The sequence below is a fragment of the Mesorhizobium sp. ISC25 genome (assembly GCF_042295465.1).
Taxonomy (GTDB): domain Bacteria; phylum Pseudomonadota; class Alphaproteobacteria; order Rhizobiales; family Rhizobiaceae; genus Mesorhizobium.
Genome location: NZ_CP135441.1, coordinates 1,766,988 through 1,785,547, shown reverse-complemented (window position 1 = coordinate 1,785,547; position 18,560 = coordinate 1,766,988). Strand labels below are relative to the sequence as shown.

The 18,560-nt window shown below is 64.6% G+C and carries 9 protein-coding genes; 7 read left to right on the top strand and 2 right to left on the bottom strand.

Translation table 11 applies throughout. From position 1 onward, the window contains the following. Nucleotides 1-132: 132 nt before the first annotated feature. Complete coding sequence (locus RQ479_RS09070; RefSeq protein ID WP_376704829.1) at nt 133-477, top strand: RidA family protein; 345 nt, start codon at nt 133-135, stop codon at nt 475-477. A 175-nt stretch (nt 478-652) separates the two neighbouring features. On the opposite strand, the gene hutC is transcribed toward RQ479_RS09070, so the two are convergent. Together hutC and RQ479_RS09060 are read right to left on the bottom strand one after the other, a co-directional pair. Next, on the bottom strand, nt 653-1,414 hold the full coding sequence (gene hutC / locus RQ479_RS09065; RefSeq protein ID WP_376704828.1) for a histidine utilization repressor: 762 nt from the start codon (nt 1,412-1,414) through the stop codon (nt 653-655). Then, nucleotides 1,411-2,763, bottom strand: a complete 1,353-nt coding sequence (locus RQ479_RS09060; RefSeq protein ID WP_376704827.1) for a formimidoylglutamate deiminase — start codon at nt 2,761-2,763, stop codon at nt 1,411-1,413. Before RQ479_RS09060 ends, hutC begins: the two co-directional genes overlap by 4 nt. Nucleotides 2,764-2,861: 98 nt before the next feature. Between RQ479_RS09060 and hutI the strand changes: the two genes are divergently transcribed. From hutI to RQ479_RS09030, 6 genes are all read left to right on the top strand, one after another. Further along, nucleotides 2,862-4,097, top strand: a complete 1,236-nt coding sequence (hutI, locus tag RQ479_RS09055) for an imidazolonepropionase (protein ID WP_376704826.1) — start codon at nt 2,862-2,864, stop codon at nt 4,095-4,097. After that, nucleotides 4,094-5,629: a histidine ammonia-lyase gene (hutH, locus tag RQ479_RS09050; RefSeq protein WP_376704825.1), complete on the top strand. Its 1,536-nt coding sequence runs from the start codon at nt 4,094-4,096 to the stop codon at nt 5,627-5,629. Before hutI ends, hutH begins: the two co-directional genes overlap by 4 nt. Nucleotides 5,630-6,263: 634 nt before the next feature. After that, complete coding sequence (hutG, locus tag RQ479_RS09045; protein ID WP_376704824.1) at nt 6,264-7,073, top strand: N-formylglutamate deformylase; 810 nt, start codon at nt 6,264-6,266, stop codon at nt 7,071-7,073. Nucleotides 7,074-7,105: 32 nt separating this feature from the next. Beyond that, the gene (hutU, locus tag RQ479_RS09040) at nt 7,106-8,776 is read left to right on the top strand and encodes a urocanate hydratase (RefSeq protein WP_376704823.1); all 1,671 of its coding nucleotides are present in this window, start codon (nt 7,106-7,108) and stop codon (nt 8,774-8,776) included. A gap of 8 nt (nt 8,777-8,784) precedes the next feature. After that, nucleotides 8,785-9,372, top strand: a complete 588-nt coding sequence (locus RQ479_RS09035) for a HutD family protein (RefSeq protein WP_352465473.1) — start codon at nt 8,785-8,787, stop codon at nt 9,370-9,372. 267 nt (nt 9,373-9,639) lie between these two features. After that, the gene (locus RQ479_RS09030; protein WP_376704822.1) at nt 9,640-18,210 is read left to right on the top strand and encodes a GH36-type glycosyl hydrolase domain-containing protein; all 8,571 of its coding nucleotides are present in this window, start codon (nt 9,640-9,642) and stop codon (nt 18,208-18,210) included. The last annotated feature ends 350 nt before the right edge of the window (nt 18,211-18,560 follow it).

Here is an 18,560-nt window from a genome sequence, read left to right as displayed (position 1 = left end):
CGGGCGGAATTGCGGCCGGGCCGTCATGTTGTGTGCTTTGGCTTGGCTCAAGAAGTTCCGCTCGAGCGACCTTGCTCCCGGCGAACCCGGCCCCTAAACAGGCGCAGCTGACAAGAGGAGAAGGAATATCCAATGAGCATTCGTCGCATCGATGTGGGCCCGCGCATGAGCCAGATCGTCATCCACGGCAACACCGTCTATCTGGCCGGTCAGGTCGGCAAGCCGGGCGGAAACGTCGGCGCCCAGACAAGGGACATTCTGGCGGCGATCGACGAATTACTGGCCAAGGCCGGCACCGACAAGAGCAAGATCCTGCAGGCGATCATCTGGCTGGCCGACATGAGCACCTTCGCCGAGATGAACGCGGAGTGGGACAAGTGGATACCGCAAGGCCACACGCCGGCCCGCGCCACCGGCGAAGCGAAACTTGCCGGACCGGAATATCTGGTCGAAATTATTATTACTGCGGCGATTTGAGAATGCGGCTCTAACCCTCCCCCTCGAGGGGAGGGTCGGCGAGTAGTCGAAGCGAAGCGTAGACTGCGAGACGGGGTGGGGTCGGCGAGGTAGCTCCGACCCCACCCCGCTTCACAAAATGCCGCCATGCGGCAATTTGCTCCGCGACCCTCCCCTCAAGGGGAGGGTTAGGAGCTTACCCCTGCGACGGCGTGAACCGCGCCACCAGCGTGTGGTTCTCTGCCGCATAGGTGAACCGGACATGGGTGACGGGGTGCTCCGCGCTCCATGTCCGCCGCTCGATCACCAGGCACGGCGCGCCCGTCTCGATGTCGAGCGCCGCCGCGATATGCCTTTCGGCTGCAACCGCGCGGATGCGATGCTCCGCCGCACTCCATGGCACACGGCCGATCAGCCACGGACCGGGCGCCGTGTCGAAAAACGCCTCTTCGGCGGCCTCCGGCACGGCAGCCAGGTTGATCAGCCGCTGCTCGTGGGCGAATGGCCGCTTGCCGGCGAAATGCCGGCATTCCAGCACCAGCACCGGCCCGGCGACGTCGAGTTCCAGCAGGGTGCGGTCGTCGGCGCTGCTGCGTCTTCTGTTTCGCGCCACGCGCTCATAGCGGTAAGGCAGGCCAAGCGCCTCGACCTCGATCCGGATGTCGTGGATTTCGAGAACGGCCGCCTGCGATTGCGGCCGGCGGACAAAACTGCCCGAACGACGCCGGCGCTCGATCAGCCCGGCCTTGGCTAGCTGCGACAGCGCCTTGTTCACCGTCATGCGCGAACATCTGTATTCGGCCGTCAGTTCATGCTCGAACGGAATGCGGTGGCCGGGCGCCCAGGCGCCGGACAGGATCCGTTCGCTGATGTCCGACAGGATGCGCTGGTGCAGCGAAAGCGCCTCGCCGCCGTCCGCGCTTCCAGGATCCGCGCTTATTGCCTCGATCATGCTCATGCCGAAAGCACCGTCATCACCTTGCGGAACCGCTCGGCAATAGCATCGCGCCTGGCATGCTGGCCGTCGCTGACCAGTTTCTTGCCATGCACCCAGACGCAATCGACCTTGGTGCCGTTGGCAAAAATCCAGGCGTCAAGGATTGCATCGCCCGTCTTGCCGGCCAGCGATGGATGCCTGCCGTCGAGCGAGACGAAATCGGCCGAGGCACCCGCGGCGATCCGCGAGGGGCCGGCGCCCAGCGCGGCACTGCCACCATCGAGCGCTGCATCGAACAAAGCACGGCCGGTCGAGCCGCCGGCCACCGCCAACACGTTGCGGGCGCGGTGAGCGAGGCGCTGTGAATATTCGAGTTGCCGCAACTCGTCCGGCAGGCCGATCAGTACGTTTGAATCCGAGCCGATGCCGAAGCGGCCGCCATGCTGCATGAACAGGGGCGCGGCAAAGGTGCCGTCGCCGAGATTGGCCTCAGTGATCGGGCAGAGGCCGGCAACGGCGCCGCTTTTCGCCATTTGCACCGTCTCGGTGTCGGTCATGTGGGTGGCGTGGATCAGGCACCAGCGCTGGTCGACCTTGGCATTGGCAAGCAGCCATTCGACCGGCCGCGCCCCGAACCAGGCAAGGCAGTCCTCAACCTCCTTCATCTGCTCGGCGATGTGGATGTGGATCGGCCCCTCCGGCGCCATCACCGTGATGTTTTCCAGTTCCTCCTGCGTTACGGCGCGCAGGCTGTGCGGGGCGATGCCGACGACGCCTTGATTCAGCGTGCGAAGGGATTCGCGGCATTTCTCAACAAGCCGCGAGAACTGGTTCACATCGTTGATGAACCGCCGCTGGCCTTCATTTGGCGCAGCGCCGCCGAAAGAGGAGTGCGCGTAGAAGACGGGCAGCAAAGTCAGCCCGATGCCTGTTTCGGCGGCTGCAGCAATGATACGCTCCGCCATCTCGGCGATGTTGGCATAGGGCCGGCCGTCACGGTCGTGGTGGAGATAGTGAAACTCGCCGACGCGCGAGAACCCGGCCTCCAGCATCTCGACATAGAGCTGGGCCGCGACCACTTCGACCTGGTCCGGCGTCATCGCCAGCGCGAAGCGGTACATCACCTCGCGCCAGCTCCAGAAACTGTCGGCGGAAGGCCCGCGCAATTCGGCAAGGCCGGCCATGCCTCGCTGGAAGGCGTGGCTGTGCAGGTTCGGCATGGCGGGCAAGAGGATGGCATGGCGCTCGTCGCCAGGCAGGAGCGAGGTATTCGCCTCGACCGTGGCGATCCTGCCGTCGGAGATGACGATCCGCACATTGCTGTGCCAGCCGTCGGGCAGAAGCGCCTGTTCCGCAAAGATTGCCGTCACGTTTTTCTCCAAATCCGGGCCTGCCATGCGATGATAGCGCTTGCAGTGCCTTTTGATATGTATATACATAATCGCCACCGATTGAAACGGAAAAGATGATGACTGCACAGAGCAAAAGCCGGGCAGGGGAGGTTCGCCTCTGGCGCAATGCGCGCCTCGCGACCATGGCCGAAAGCAGCCCCGGGTTAGGCATCGTCGAGCACGGTGCGGTCGCCGTGCGCAACGGCCGGATCGTCTATGCCGGGCCGGAAGCCGACATGCCGGCAGCACTCCGCGAGGGCGCGGAGGCGACCGACTGCGAAGGCCGCTGGATCACGCCTGGCCTGATCGACTGCCACACCCATCTGGTCCATGCCGGCAACCGTGCCAATGAATTCGAGATGCGGCTGGCCGGCGCCACCTATGAGGAGGTTGCCAAGGCCGGCGGCGGCATCGTTTCCTCGGTCACGGCATTGCGCGCCGCGAGCGAGGACGAACTGGTCGCCCAGTCGCTGCCGCGCCTCGACGCGCTGATCGCCGAAGGCGTCACCACCGTCGAGATCAAATCCGGCTACGGTCTCGACCTCGAAAACGAGAAGAAGTCGCTGCGCGCCGCGCGACGGCTGGGCGGTGAGCGGCCGGTGACGGTCAGGACCACTTTCCTCGGCGCTCATGCGCTGCCGCCCGAAGCAAAAGGTGACAAGGACGCCTTTATCGATCTTGTTGCAAAGCGGATCTTGCCGGCCGTCGCTGCCGAGGGCCTGGCCGATGCCGTCGACGGCTTTTGCGAAGGCATTGCCTTTTGGCCCGAGCAGATCGCACGCGTGTTCGATGCGGCGAAGGCGGCGGGCCTGCCGGTCAAGCTCCATGCGGACCAGCTGTCCAATCTGCATGGCGCCGAACTTGCGGCGCGCTATGATGCGTTATCGGCCGACCACCTCGAATATACCGACGAGGCGGGTGCGGCGGCGATGGCGAAGGCCGGAACCGTGGCGACCATCTTGCCCGGCGCCTACTACTTCATCCGCGAGACCAAGAAGCCGCCGATCGCCCTGTTTCGCCAGCATGGCGTCAGGATGGCCGTTGCTACCGACAATAATCCGGGCACGTCGCCGCTGACCTCGCTGCTTCTGACCATGAACATGGCGGCGACATTGTTTGGCCTGACCGTCGATGAATGCCTTGCCGGCGTTACCCGCGAAGCCGCCCGCGCGCTCGGCCTGCTTGGACAGACCGGCACGCTGGAGGCCGGAAAATCCGCCGATCTGGCGATCTGGAACGTCGAGCGCCCGGCCGAACTCGTCTACCGCATGGGCTTCAACCCGCTGCATGCCCGCATCTGGAGGGGACAATGACTGAACTCAAGCTAAGGCCAGGCAATGCGGCGCTGGCCGATTGGCGCGCCATCTATCGCGGCGCCGCACTGAGGCTCGACGATGCATGCCGCCCGAAGATCAAGGCCAGCGCCGAGGCTGTCGCCAGGATCGTTGCCAAGGGCGAGCCGGTCTATGGCATCAACACCGGCTTCGGCAAGCTGGCCAGTGTTCGCATCCCCGCCGCCGACCTCGAGACGCTGCAGCGAAACATCGTGCTGTCCCATGCCGCCGGCGTCGGCGAGCCGATGCCGCTGGCAATTTGCCGGCTGATGATGGCGCTGAAGCTGGCCAGCCTGGCCCAGGGCGCCTCCGGCGTGCGGCCGCGGACGATCGAACTATTGGAAGCGATGCTGGCTAACGACGTCATTCCCGTGGTGCCGGCGCAGGGCTCGGTTGGAGCTTCCGGCGACCTCGCGCCGCTGTCGCACATGACCGCGGTGATGATCGGCGTCGGCGAATGTTTTACCCCGCATGGTCGCTTTCCCGCCAAGGTCGCCTTTGTTTCGCACGGCCTGGAGCCGGTGACATTGGGCGCCAAGGAAGGCCTGGCGCTGCTCAACGGCACGCAGTTTTCGACCGCCTATGCGCTTGCCGCTTTGTTCGAGGCGGAAGTGCTCTACCAGTCGGCACTGGTCGCCGGCGCGCTGTCGACCGATGCCGCCAAGGGCTCCGACGCGCCCTTCGATCCACGCATCCATTTGCTCAGGAAACATCGCGGCCAGATCGAGACGGCCGAGGCGTTGCGCAATTTGATGGCCGGCAGTGCCATCCGTGAATCGCACCGCGTCGGCGACGAGCGCGTGCAGGATCCGTATTGCCTGCGCTGCCAGCCGCAGGTGATGGGCGCAGCACTCGATGTGCTCCGCAAGGCCGCCGACACGCTCGGCACCGAGGCCAACGGCGTCACCGACAATCCGCTGATCTTTGCCGAGGACGACTCCGCACTTTCGGGCGGCAATTTCCACGCCGAGCCGGTGGCGTTCGCCGCCGACATGATCGCGCTCGCCGTCTGCGAGATCGGCTCGCTGTCGGAACGGCGCATCGCCATGCTGGTCGATCCGGCGCTGTCGGGCATGCCGGCCTTTCTCACGCCCAAGCCGGGTTTGAATTCCGGTTTCATGATCCCTCAGGTCACGGCGGCAGCACTGGTTTCTGAAAACAAGCAAAAAGCCTATCCGGCCAGCGTCGATTCGATCCCGACCTCGGCCAACCAGGAAGACCACGTCTCGATGGCGGCGCATGGCGCGCGCCGGCTGATCGGCATGGTCGAGAATGCGACGGCCGTCATCGGCATCGAATTGCTGGCCGCCGCGCAAGGCTGCGATTTCCATGCGCCACTGGCCTCGAGTGCGGCACTGGAGGCGGTGCGCCGGCTGGTCAGGACAGAGGTGCCGCATCTCGACAATGACCGGCACTTCCACCCCGACATGGAGAAGGCCATCGCCATGGTACGCAGCGGCGCCGCGGTGGAAGCGGCAAGCGCGGTAAAGCTGCCGAGGGTGACGTCGTGAGGCCGTCGTCGCTGCATTACGCCGGCATGGGTCGTGTTCCGTCGCGCCCCCCTCTGTCCTGCCGGACATCTCCCCCTCCAGGGCGGAGATTGGCAGCTTCGGCCCTGCGTTCATTTCTGCAACGTTGGAGATTGGCGAAAGCAGTCGTGACCGCCAATCTCCCCACTAGAGGGGGAGATGTCCGGCGGGACAGAGGGGGGCGCTGTCCCGCCAACCTCAGCCCGGCAACACCGAAACTTTCAAAGTCAGAAACAAAAAACCCGCCTCGAGGGCGGGTCGTCGGGCCGAATCAGCACCATGCCCAAATTAATAGCATAGCTGCTGGCACAAAGCAAGAACAAAATGCGACATGGCCGGCAAAAAGAAGCGAATTCCGTTCACCGCTTGGCCTCGTCGGTATTCCCAACGCCTGTGCTCCGGGACGATCGCAAAGTCGCGATCCTTCGCGCCCCCCTCTGTCCTGCCGGACATCTCCCCCACGAGGGGGGAGATTGGCAGCTTTGGCGCCTCGCTCAGTCCTCCAACGTTGGAGACTGGCGAAGACCGGTGTGACAGCCAATCTCCCCCCTCGTGGGGGAGATGCCCGGCAGGGCAGAGGGGGGCGCCGTAGAGCTCCAACGCGCGGAGACCTCTCATGACCTGGCTCACCGTCACCCAAGGCACAGCACCGCTGCTGGTCTCGATCCCGCACACCGGCATCGACCTCGCCGGCCTCGACAGCCGGCTAATCTCGACCTGGCTCGGCCGCTGTGACGCCGACTGGTGGATCGACAAGCTTTATGACTTCGCAGAAGACCTCGGCGCGACGGTCGTGCATACGGCGATTTCGCGCACCGTCATCGACGTCAACCGCGATCCGTCCGGCGTTTCGCTCTATCCCGGCCAGACGACGACTGGGCTCTGCCCGACCGAGACCTTTGACGGCGATCCGCTCTACCGTGCGGGCGAAGAGCCGGGACCGTCGGAGATCGACGAACGCCGCGAAAAATTCTTCGTACCCTATCATGCCGCTCTGCAGGCCGAGATCGACAGGCTGCGCGCTTTGCATGGGAAGATCGTCCTCTATGACTGCCATTCGATCCGCTCGGTGCTGCCGCGCCTGTTCGAAGGCAAATTGCCGGTCTTCAATCTCGGCACCAATGACGGCAAGAGCGCCGATCCGGCGCTGCAAGCGACGGTTGGCCAGATCCTCGCCGAAACCGGCGAGAGCTTCGTCCTCAACGGCCGCTTCAAGGGCGGCTGGATCACGCGCCATTTCGGCCAGCCGCAAGCCGGCGTCCACGCGCTGCAGATGGAACTCTCCAACCGCGGCTATCTGCGCGAGCCCGAAGGCAAGGGCATGCCCGGCAATTGGCCGGTGCCTTACGATGCCGAATTCGCGGCGCCGATCCGCGTCACGCTGAAGAAGATCCTGGAAACCGCGATCGTCTGGGCCGAACGCTGACGCGCGGCGCACCTCATTCGAAAGGGACAATCATGACCGATCCTCGCCATAACATCCGTGAAGTGCGCAGCCCGCGCGGCAGCGAGCTCAACGCCCGCACCTGGCTGACGGAAGCGCCGTTGCGCATGCTGATGAACAATCTCGACCCGGACGTTGCCGAAAATCCCAACGAACTGGTTGTCTATGGCGGTATCGGCCGGGCGGCGCGCACCTGGAACGATTTCGATCGCATCGTTGCCTCGCTGAAGACACTCGGCGACGACGAGACGCTGCTGGTGCAATCCGGCAAGCCGGTCGGCGTGTTCCGCACCCATGCCGATGCGCCGCGTGTGCTGATCGCCAATTCGAACCTCGTGCCGCACTGGGCGACATGGGAGAAGTTCAACGAGCTCGATAGAAAGGGCCTGATGATGTACGGCCAGATGACGGCCGGCTCATGGATCTACATCGGCACGCAAGGCATCGTGCAGGGCACCTACGAGACGTTCGTCGAGGCCGGCCGCCAGCACTATGGCGGCAATCTCAGGGGCAAATGGATCCTGACCGGCGGCCTCGGCGGCATGGGCGGTGCCCAGCCGCTGGCCGCGGTCATGGCCGGCGCCTGCTGCCTGGCCGTCGAATGCGATCCTGACCGCATCGATTTCCGGCTGCGCACCCGCTATGTCGACGAGCGCGCCGACACGCTCGACGAGGCTCTGGAGAAGATCGAGCGCTGGACCAAAGCCGGTGAGGCGAAATCGGTCGGCCTGGTCGGCAACACTGCCGACATCGTGCCGGAACTGGTGCGGCGCGGCGTGCGCCCCGACATCGTCACCGACCAGACCTCGGCGCATGACCCGCTCAACGGCTATCTGCCCAAGGGCTGGTCGCTGGCCGAGTGGCGCGAGAAGCGCACCAGCGACCCGAAGGCGGTGGAAAAGGCTGCCCGCGCGTCAATGCGCGAGCATGTCGAGGCGATGGTGGCGTTCTGGAACGCCGGCGTGCCGACGCTCGATTACGGCAACAACATCCGCCAGGTGGCAAAGGAGGAGGGCTTCGAGAATGCCTTTGCCTTCCCGGGTTTCGTGCCGGCCTATATCCGTCCGCTGTTTTGCCGCGGCATCGGGCCGTTCCGCTGGGCGGCACTTTCCGGCGATCCCGAGGACATCTACAGGACCGACGCCAAGGTGCGCGAACTCACGCCCGGTAACACCCATCTGCACAATTGGCTCGACATGGCGCGCGAGCGCATTGCCTTCCAGGGCCTGCCGGCGCGCATCTGCTGGGTTGGGCTAGGCGACCGCCACCGGCTCGGCCTCGCCTTCAACGAGATGGTCGCCAGGGGCGAACTGAAGGCACCGGTCGTCATCGGCCGCGACCATCTCGACTCCGGCTCGGTCGCCTCGCCGAACCGCGAGACGGAAGCGATGAAGGACGGCTCGGATGCGGTATCCGACTGGCCGCTGCTCAATGCGCTGCTCAACACCGCGTCCGGCGCCACCTGGGTGTCGCTGCACCATGGCGGCGGCGTCGGCATGGGCTTTTCCCAGCATGCCGGCATGGTCATCGTCGCCGACGGTACGCCCGAGGCGGCGAAGCGCCTGGAGCGGGTATTGTGGAACGATCCGGCGACCGGCGTCATGCGCCACGCCGATGCCGGCTACGACATCGCGATCGAGTGCGCCAGGGAGAACCAGCTCAACCTGCCCGGCATTTTGGGCTGAGCCGTACCTTGCGCATTCTTCGGGCCTTGGAATACCGGTCGATGCCATGGAAGAATGGCGGCGGGGTGACGACGGAGATCGCCGTCTCGCCGCCAGGCGCTGGGCTCGACGATTTCGACTGGCGCGTCTCGATGGCGCTGGTCGAGGGCGGCGGCCCGTTTTCCGGGTTTCCCGGCGTCGACCGGACTTTGGCCTTGCTGGAAGGCGCGGGCATGGTCCTCGACATCGCCGGCCGGCTGCCGGTCGAAATCACCAACGCTTCCGCACCGCTTGCCTTTCCAGCCGACGTGCCGACGCAAGCCACGCTGATCGCCGGTCCCATCACCGACCTCAACGTCATGACCCGCCGCGCCCGGGCGGCCCACGCGGTCGAGCGCCTGCTGATTTCGGCTCCGACGGAAATCCGGGCCAAAGCCGACGCAACGCTCATCCTGTGCGTCTACGGCGAGCTCGGGGTGGCCGGCGCAGCGCCCATGCAACTTAGGCCGCTCGATGCGCTGTTGCTCGGGCCGCAAGCACCTGAACTGCACCTGGATCCCGTCCGGCCGGCGATGCTGTTCGTGATCCGCATCGACCTCATTGCCGGCAACGATTAACGCCTGTTTCCAAACATGATCGCGATGCCGGCCAAATATCGCGTAAGCTGGTCGCTGCATCACGAAAAAGCCTGAATCTTCCGCCGATCAGAGGCCGAAACGATGCTCGGAGCGCTCGCCTGGACGTTGTCGAAAGACGACACCTTGTCGTGGTGCGGAAACAAACATTCGGCCAAGTGTTGCGATGCAACCAATTGCATTTGGACCGGTTTTAGGGACATTGCCGTGGCGGTGACGCCGCACTGCGTCCCCAACACGGAACCTTAGATGAATATCCAGACCAATCTCGCACAGATCGAAAAGACGAGCGCCAGCTTCCCGGCTGTCACCGACGAGCCGATACGCTCCCATTTCCTGCCGGAAGATCGGCTGCGAGCGTTGGGCGCAGCCCTTGCCAATGGCGATGCCAAGGATTTGTTCGGTCTGACGCCTTTCGATTTTCAGGCGCGCATCCGCGACAGCGCCAGGAAGATTCTCGATGTCTACCGTTCCACCAACGCTGCCCAGGCGAGGGGCGAAACGATCACGCCCGCGGCGCAGTGGCTGCTCGACAACAATTACCTGGTCGAGGAGACCATTTTCCAGGTCAAGCGCGACCTGCCGCGCCGCTTCTATCGCCAGTTGCCGACGCTGAAACTGTCCGACGGATCCAGCGTGCCGCGCGCACTGGCGGTCGCGTGGACCTATGTCGCGCATTCCGACAGTTCCGTCTCGTCGGCCATGTTCAAGGCGATCGTCGAAGGCTTCCAGTCCGTCGAGCCGCTGAAGATCGGCGAATTATGGGCGCTGCCGTCGCTGCTGCGCTTCGTCCTGATCGAGAACCTTCGCCGCATCGCGGTCCGCGTCAATCGCACGCGGGAACTGCGCCAGATCGCCAACGAGGTCGCCGACCGTGTGCTGGCGACGGACGACAGCGCCGACCGGCAGGCGATACTTTCCCATTACAGCGCCCATGCGCAGGACACCACCTTCGCCACCCAGTTGCTCTACCGGCTGCGCGACGGCTCGCAAAATGCCGGCAGGGCGCTGGAATGGCTGGAGGGCGAGCTGGAAAGGACCGGCTCCGACGCCGAGGAGATCATCCTCAGCGAGCACCACACGCTGTCCAGCGGCAATGTGACCACCGGCAACATCATCCGCGGCCTGCGCCTCATCAACGACATCGACTGGACGGTGTGGTTCGAGGGCGTCAGCCGCATCGACACCTTGCTGCGCGAACGCACCGATTTCGCCGCGCTCGATTTCTTTTCGCGCGACCAATACCGGACTGCGATCGAGGAGCTGGCACGCCGTTCTGACCTTTCCGAATTTCGTGTTGCCGAAAGGGCGATCGAACTCGCCGGCCATGCTGCCGATGCACCGGGCTCCGAAACCGGTCCGATCGCTCACACCGACGTCGGCTTCTTTCTCGTCGGCCCGCGCCGGATGGAGCTCGAGCGGTCGATCGGCTATCGGCCGACCATCGGCAAGACGATCAGCCGGACATTCCGCAAGACCGGATGGCTGGGCATCGTCGTGCCGGTGTTTGCGCTGACGGTCCTGCTTCTGGTCGTTTCCGGCAATGCGCTTGTCAATCTCGGCCTTTCGGTGCCGTCGATCGTGTTGATGCTGGCCCTGTTCGCAGTGCCGGCCAGCGAAGGCGCGCTCGCATTCTTCAACACCGTCGTCTCGCTGTTTTTGAAGCCGACGCGTCTCATCGGCTATGATTTCAGGCACGGTGTGCCGGCCGAGGCGCGCACGCTGGTGGTGGTGCCGTCGCTGATCGGCTCGCGCGACGATGTCGAGGAGAACATCCGCAACATCGAGGTGCATCACCTCGCCAACACGGCGGGTGAGGTCTATTTCGCGCTGCTTTCCGACTGGCCTGACTCGAAGACCGAGATCGATACGGCGGATGTCGAAATCCTCGAATTCGCCCGTGCCGAGATCGCCAGGCTGAACGCCCGCTATCCCTCGGAAGGCGCGCCGCGCTTTTATCTGCTGCATCGGCGCCGGCTCTACAACGCGTCGCAAGGCGTCTGGATGGGCTGGGAGCGCAAGCGCGGCAAGCTGCACGAATTGAACCTCCTGCTCCGCGGCGACAGCGACACCACCTTCCTCCCGCTGGAAGTGCCATTGCCGGAGAGCGTCGTCCACGTCATGACGCTGGACGCCGACACCCGCACCACCCGCGACGCCGTCGCTGCGCTGGCCGGCAAGCTTTGCCACCCCCTCAACCGTCCGCATTTCGACGTGGCCCGGCGCGAGGTCATCGCAGGCTATTCCATCCTGCAGCCGCGCATCACCGCGTCGCTGACCAGTGGCGACGAGGCGTCGTTCTTTCAGCGTGTCTTTTCCGCCAATCGCGGGCTCGATCCTTACGTCTTTGCCGTGTCGGACCTCTACCAGGACATCTTCGGCGACGGTTCCTTCACCGGCAAGGGTCTCTACCATGTCGACGCCTTCGAGGCGGCACTGAAGGGCCGCATCGAGGAAAACACCATCCTCAGCCATGATCTGCTCGAAGGCGCGCTGGCGCGCTCGGCCTTGGTCACCGACGTCGAACTGGTCGAGGACTATCCGACCCGCTATTCGGTCGATGCGTCGCGCCACCATCGCTGGGCACGCGGCGACTGGCAGCTTCTGGGCTTCATCCTCGGCCCGCGCTCAAACGTGCCGGCGCTGTCGCGCTGGAAGATGGTGGACAATCTGCGCCGCTCGGTGACGCCGATCTTCTGGGTGATGGCCGCGATCGCCGGCTGGACGCTGCTGCCCTTCACGCAGGCCGCGCAATGGCAGGCGCTGCTGATCCTCACGCTGTTCATGGCGCCCACTTTCGACATCGTCAACGCCATCCTGCCGAAGAGCGGCGACCAGACGCCGCGCGGCCATTTCTCGGCACTGGCACGCGACGTTGCCTTCGGTACCGCCCTGGTGGCGCTGAAGATCGTGCTGATGGCGCACCTTGCCTGGATGATGGGCGACGCGATCATCCGCACGCTCTACCGCCTGTTCGTCAGCCGCCAGAACCTGCTCGAATGGCGCACCGCCTCGCAGGCACACAAGGGCGGCGACAACGATCTCGGCTCCTACTACAGCATCATGTACGGCGCGGTGATCATCGGCGTCGTCGGGCTCGCGGTGCCGGTGCTGGCCGATTCCACCGGCGCCTTCGTCGCCTTCTTCTTTGCCTTGTTCTGGATCGGCTCGCCCGCCATCGCCTGCTGGATCAGCCGTTCGGCCGAAACCGAGGACCGCCTGCGCATATCGGCCGCCGACATCCACGCGCTGCGTACCGTGGCGCGGCGTACATGGCACTATTTCGAGACCTTCGTGACGGCCGAGCATCACCATCTGCCGCCCGACAATTTCCAGGAAAGCCCGGCCCCCGTGGTGGCGCCCCGCACCTCGCCGACCAATGTCGGCGTCTACCTGCTGTCGGTGATTTCGGCGCGCGATTTCGGCTGGATCAGCCTCTCCGACGCCGTCAACCGCATCGACGCGACCATGTCGACCATCGAGAGCATGCCGCGCGACCGCGGCCATCTCTTCAACTGGTATGACACGACGACCCTGAAGCCGCTCTACCCGCTTTACATTTCGGCCGTCGACAGCGGCAATCTCGCCGGCCATTTGGTGGCCGTGGCCGCTGCCTGCGCCGAATGGGCCGAAGCGCCGTCGGTGCATGTGCAGGGCGACTTCGAAGGCATCCTCGACACCGTCACCATCCTCGACGAGAGCCTTGAGGAACTGCCCGACGACCGGCGTCAATTGCGGCCCTTGCGCCAGCGGCTCGCCGACCGTCTCGACGGCATGCGGCGGGCGGTCGAATTGATCAAGGCGCAGCCGGAGATGGCGTCGATCCGCACCATCAACCTGGCCGTCCTGGCCGGCGAGATACGCAAGCTCGCGACAGCCATCCACACCGAGGCCGCGTCGACCCAGAGCGACACCATCGCCGATTGGGCGGCCAGGCTCGAAGCAACCTGCGAGGCGCATGTGCACGACGCGCACAGCGACGAAAACGCCGTCGCGGCATTGCGGGCCAAGCTTCTGACCTTGCGCGAGCGCACGCGCCGTTTCGCCTTCGAGATGGATTTCTCGTTCCTGATGCGGCCCGAACGCAAGCTCCTGTCGATCGGTTACCGGGTCGAGGAGCATCAGCTCGACGAAAGCTGCTACGACCTTTTGGCCTCCGAGGCGCGGCTGACCAGCCTGTTCGCCATCGCCAAGGGCGATTTGCCGACCGAGCACTGGTTCCGGCTCGGCCGGCCGATCGTCGAGATCGGCTTCCAGGGCGCACTGATGTCCTGGTCCGGCTCGATGTTCGAATATCTGATGCCGCCGCTGGTGATGAAGGAGCCGCAAGGCAGCATTCTCAACCAGACCAGCAAGCTCATCATCAAGCGCCAGATCCAGTATGGCCGTTCGAAGAACGTTCCCTGGGGGATTTCGGAAGCGGCCTACAACGCCCGCGACCGCGAGCTGACCTATCAGTACACCAATTTCGGCGTGCCCGGGCTCGGCCTGAAGCGCGGCCTTGGCCAAAACACGGTGATCGCGCCTTACGCGACCGTCCTGGCAGCGCAGTTCACGCCGCATGAATCCGTCCAGAACCTGGCCAGGCTGAGGCGGCTGGGCGCACTGGGCCGGCACGGTTTTTACGACGCGGTGGATTTCACGCCGCAACGCGTCCCCGAGGGCACCGACCACGCCGTCGTGCTCAACTACATGGCCCACCACTCCGGCATGTCGATTGCCGCAGTTGCCGATGCGATCTTCGAAGGGCGCCTGCGCGACCGCTTCCACAGCGATCCGGTGATCGAGTCGGCTGAATTGCTGCTGCAGGAAAGGGCGCCGCGCGACATCCCGACCGCGACCGTCAGGACCGAGGCCGACGAGCGCTCGAAGGACGAGACCGAGCTGGAAAGCCCGGATACGCGCATCGTGCTCGATCCGCTCAGGGCGCTGCGCTCGACCAGTGTCATGTCCAATGGCCGCTACTCGGTCATGGTCACCGCCACCGGGTCCGGCTACAGCCGCTTGGGCGAACTTGCCGTCACGCGCTGGCAGCCGGATCCGACCGAGGACCGCCTTGGTTCCTATATTTTCCTGCGCGACGCCAGCAACGGCGATTGGTGGTCGGCCACCGCCGAGCCGAAGCGCGCCGCCGGCGAGCGTGCGCAGACGCTGTTTTCCGACGACAAGGCGAGCTTCGTCAAATCGATCGGATCGCTGCGTTCGGAAGTCGAGTGTATCGTCATCTCGGAAGGCAATGGTGAGGGCCGACGGGTGACGCTCCACAATGATGGCCCCGCCGACCGGCATATCGAAGTAACCTCGTTTGCCGAACTGGTGCTTGGCTCCGAGCCCTCGGATAATGCCCATCCGGCTTTTTCGAAGATGTTCGTGGAAACCGAGATCGCGCCGAACAACGGCGCGATCTTCGCCACCAGGCGCAAGCGCGAAAAGGACGAACCCGACGTCACCATGGTGCATTTCGTCACCGACCCGTCTGGATCGGCGCGAGACGCCGAGGCGGAAACCGACAGGCGCGCCTTCATCGGCCGCGGCCGCACCATCACGGAGGCGGCTGCCTTTGATCCTGGCGCCAAGCTTGGCGGCCATTCCGGCTTCACCCTGGATCCGATCGCATCGCTTCGCCGGCAGGTGCGCGTGCCGGCCAACAAGAAGATTTCGCTGACCTTCTGGACCGTAGTCGGTACCCATCGCGCCGAATTGGATGCCGCCATCGCACGGCTCGACCATCCCGAAAGCTTCGCCCGCCAGGCGATGCTCGCCTGGACGCGCTCGCAGGTGCAGACCCGACACCTTGGCCTCAGCCTGTCCGACGCCGCTAATGTGCAGAAGCTGGCGCGCTATCTGATCTATCCCGATCCGTTCCTGCGCCTTCCGGGCGAATCCATCGTCTCCGGGCTCGGCAGGCAGTCGAGCCTGTGGCCGACCAGCATATCCGGCGATTTTCCGATTTTCCTGGTCAGGATCGCCGATGTCGCCGATCTGGAGATCGTCGCCCAGGCGCTTCGCTTCCAGGAATACATGCGCGCCCGCGGCATGATGATCGATTTTGTCGTCGTCAACGAGCAGGCGTCATCCTACGTGCAGGACCTGCAGCGCGCGGTGGAGACGCTGTGCGAAAACAGCCGGTTGCGCGGCAAGGAGCTCGGACCCCGCCAGCACATCTTCGCGGTGCGCCGTGACCTGATGGAGGAAACGACCTACAGGACCTTGCTCGCCGTCGCTCGGGTGGTGCTGCATACGCGCAACGGCACCATCTTCGACCAGATCGAGCGTGCCGAGGCCGCGGCACTGCAGGCGCGAGACGCCGCCCTCCAGCCGGCAGACCTTGCAGCCCTTCGCGAGCCGTCCTTGCCGGTGCCGACGTCGCACGCATCTGCCGCCCAGGCACTGATCGAGGGCCGCGTCGACGGCAGCGGGCTCGACCAATGGAACGGTTTCGGCGGCTTCGACAGCGACGGACGCCACTACGTCGTGCGTCTTGCCGGCCGGCGCACGACGCCGCAGCCGTGGATCAACGTGATTTCCAACCCATCGTTCGGGTTCCACATATCGGCTGAAGGCGCTGCCTTCACCTGGAGCCGCAACAGCCGCGACTATCAATTGACGCCATGGTCGAACGATCCGGTCACCAACCGCCCGGGCGAGGGCATCTATATCTACGATCAGGCCAGTGGCAGGGCGTTCTCGCCAATGGCTGCCGTGGTGCGTGACCCGACAATGACCTACGAAACCTGGCACGGGCAGGGTTTTTCGACGTTCCGCTCAAAGCGCGGGTCGCTGTCGATGGACCTGACCCATGTCGTCGATCCCGTCGATCCGGTGAAGATATCGCGGCTGCGCATCCAGAATTCGGGTTCGGTGCCGATGCGGCTACGCGTCTATGCCTATGCGGAATGGGTTCTTGGCGGCCATCGCTCGCGCACCGCTGCAAGCATCGTTCCGTCGAGGGATGCCGCGACCGGCGCTTTGCTGGCGCAAAATCCCTATGGGCTCGATTTCGGCGAGCGGATCGCCTTTCTGGCCGCCGACGGTGCGGTGCATTCGGTCACCGCCGACCGCGGCGAGTTCATCGGCAGGCAAGGCACGAGCGAGTTTCCGCATACCGTGCTGAGCGGCGCCGGCCTGTCCGGCCGTGTCGAGGCCGGCGACGATCCCTGCGCGGCCATCGCACGCGACATCGACATCGCTGCCGGTGGCGACGTCACGCTGCTCTGGCTGCTCGGCGACGCGGCCTCGCCCGAGGAGGCCAGCGCGCTGGTGCAGACCCATCGCTCCAGGGATTTCGATCAGCGGCTGGCCGACAACCAGCGCACATGGCGCGGCTTTCTCGACACCATCCAGGTCGAGACGCCGGACAAGGCCCTCGACGCCATGGTCAATCACTGGCTGCCCTATCAGAGCCTGGCCTGCCGCATCCGTGCCCGCTCTGCGTTCTATCAGGCGAGCGGTGCCTTCGGCTTCCGCGATCAGTTGCAGGACACCTTGGCCTTGCTGGCGCATGACCCCAAGCTGGCGCGCGATCAGATCCTCAACGCGGCGCGGCGGCAATTTCCCGAAGGCGACGTGCAGCATTGGTGGCTGCCGCGCACCGAGGCCGGCGTCCGCACCATGATCTCGGACGACGTGGTCTGGCTGGCCCACGCCACGGCCCGCTACCTGCTGGTGACCGGCGACACCGCGATCCTGAAGGAGCAACTGCCCTTCATCGAAGGGCAGCCGTTGGGCGAAGGCGAGCACGATGCTTTCTTCATCCCGGAAATCTCGAAGAAGACAGCCTCGCTCTATGACCATTGCGCGCGGGCGCTCGATCTTGCCGTCAAGCGCAGCAGCCCGGCCGGGCTGCCGCTGATCCTCGGCGGCGACTGGAACGACGGCATGAACCGCGTCGGCGAGCACGGCAAGGGCGAGAGCGTATGGCTGGGCTGGTTCCTGCTGAAGACGCTGGGCGACTTTGCCGCTGTCGCCAAGGCGGAGCGCGATGCCAAGCGCGTGCAAGCCTGGACAAAGCACGCCGAGGTGCTGAAGCGGGCGCTGGAAAGCACTGCCTGGGATGGCGAGTGGTATAGGCGCGGCAGCTTCGACGACGGCACGCCGCTCGGCTCGCGCAAGTCGGACGAGTGCAAGATCGACTCGATCGCCCAGTCCTGGAGCGTGCTTTCGGGCGAGGGCGACCCGGCGCGGTCGACCACGGCAATGGGGCAGGCGATGAAAGCGCTCGTCGACGACGAGCTCAACATCGTCAAACTGTTCACGCCGCCCTTCTCGAAGACGGAAAAGGATCCGGGTTACATCAAGAGCTATCCGCCGGGCGTCCGTGAAAACGGCGGCCAGTACACGCATGCGGCGACATGGTTCGTCATTGCGCTCGCCGAGATGGGTCGCACCGACGATGCCTACCGTTGCCTTTCGATGCTAAATCCGGTCAACCATGCGCTCGATGAAGCCGCGGCAGAGCGCTACCGCGTGGAACCTTACGTCGTCGCGGCCGATGTTTATTCCGGGCAAGACAAGGGCGGCCGAGGCGGCTGGACCTGGTATACCGGGTCGGCGGGCTGGCTTTATCGCGCTGCGGTCGAGAGCATTCTCGGCATAGAGCGCCGCGGACAGCGCATCCAATTCACGCCGCGACTTCCCAGCCATTGGGACGGCTATTCGGCAACCCTGAAGATGCTGGGCGCCGAGGTCAAGGTACGCGTCGTCCGCGACAAAAAGGCCCGGGCCATCTCACTTGAAGTGAATGGCACGAAGACCAAATCTTCGTCCTTCGAGCCAAAAGCCGGAGACAATGCCGAGGTGGTCGTTAGAATACCGACCTAGATTCAAGGACTTGGAGCGTCGCTCAGGGTTCCCCAGGGCACGCGCTGGCGCTCCAAGTGCCTCTACCGGTTATATTTGCGTTTGACCTTGCTGAATGCCTGCACACGACTTTAGACATCGTGCCCGGGGTCTTGCTGATTAAAATTGTGGCAGTGCTTTCGTGCTGCCATGATTTTGCCGCAGCGCTGACATTTCACCTTTTATCTCAAACTGTTAGACGATCACGGCAAATTTCGAAGCGTCGTCATCTTTTGTTCGCGGAATGGGAACGGAAGAGGTAGACGAGCATTGTTTTGCGACGCGTCAACCGATACGAGTCAAAAAATGACGCACTGCACCATAAATAATTG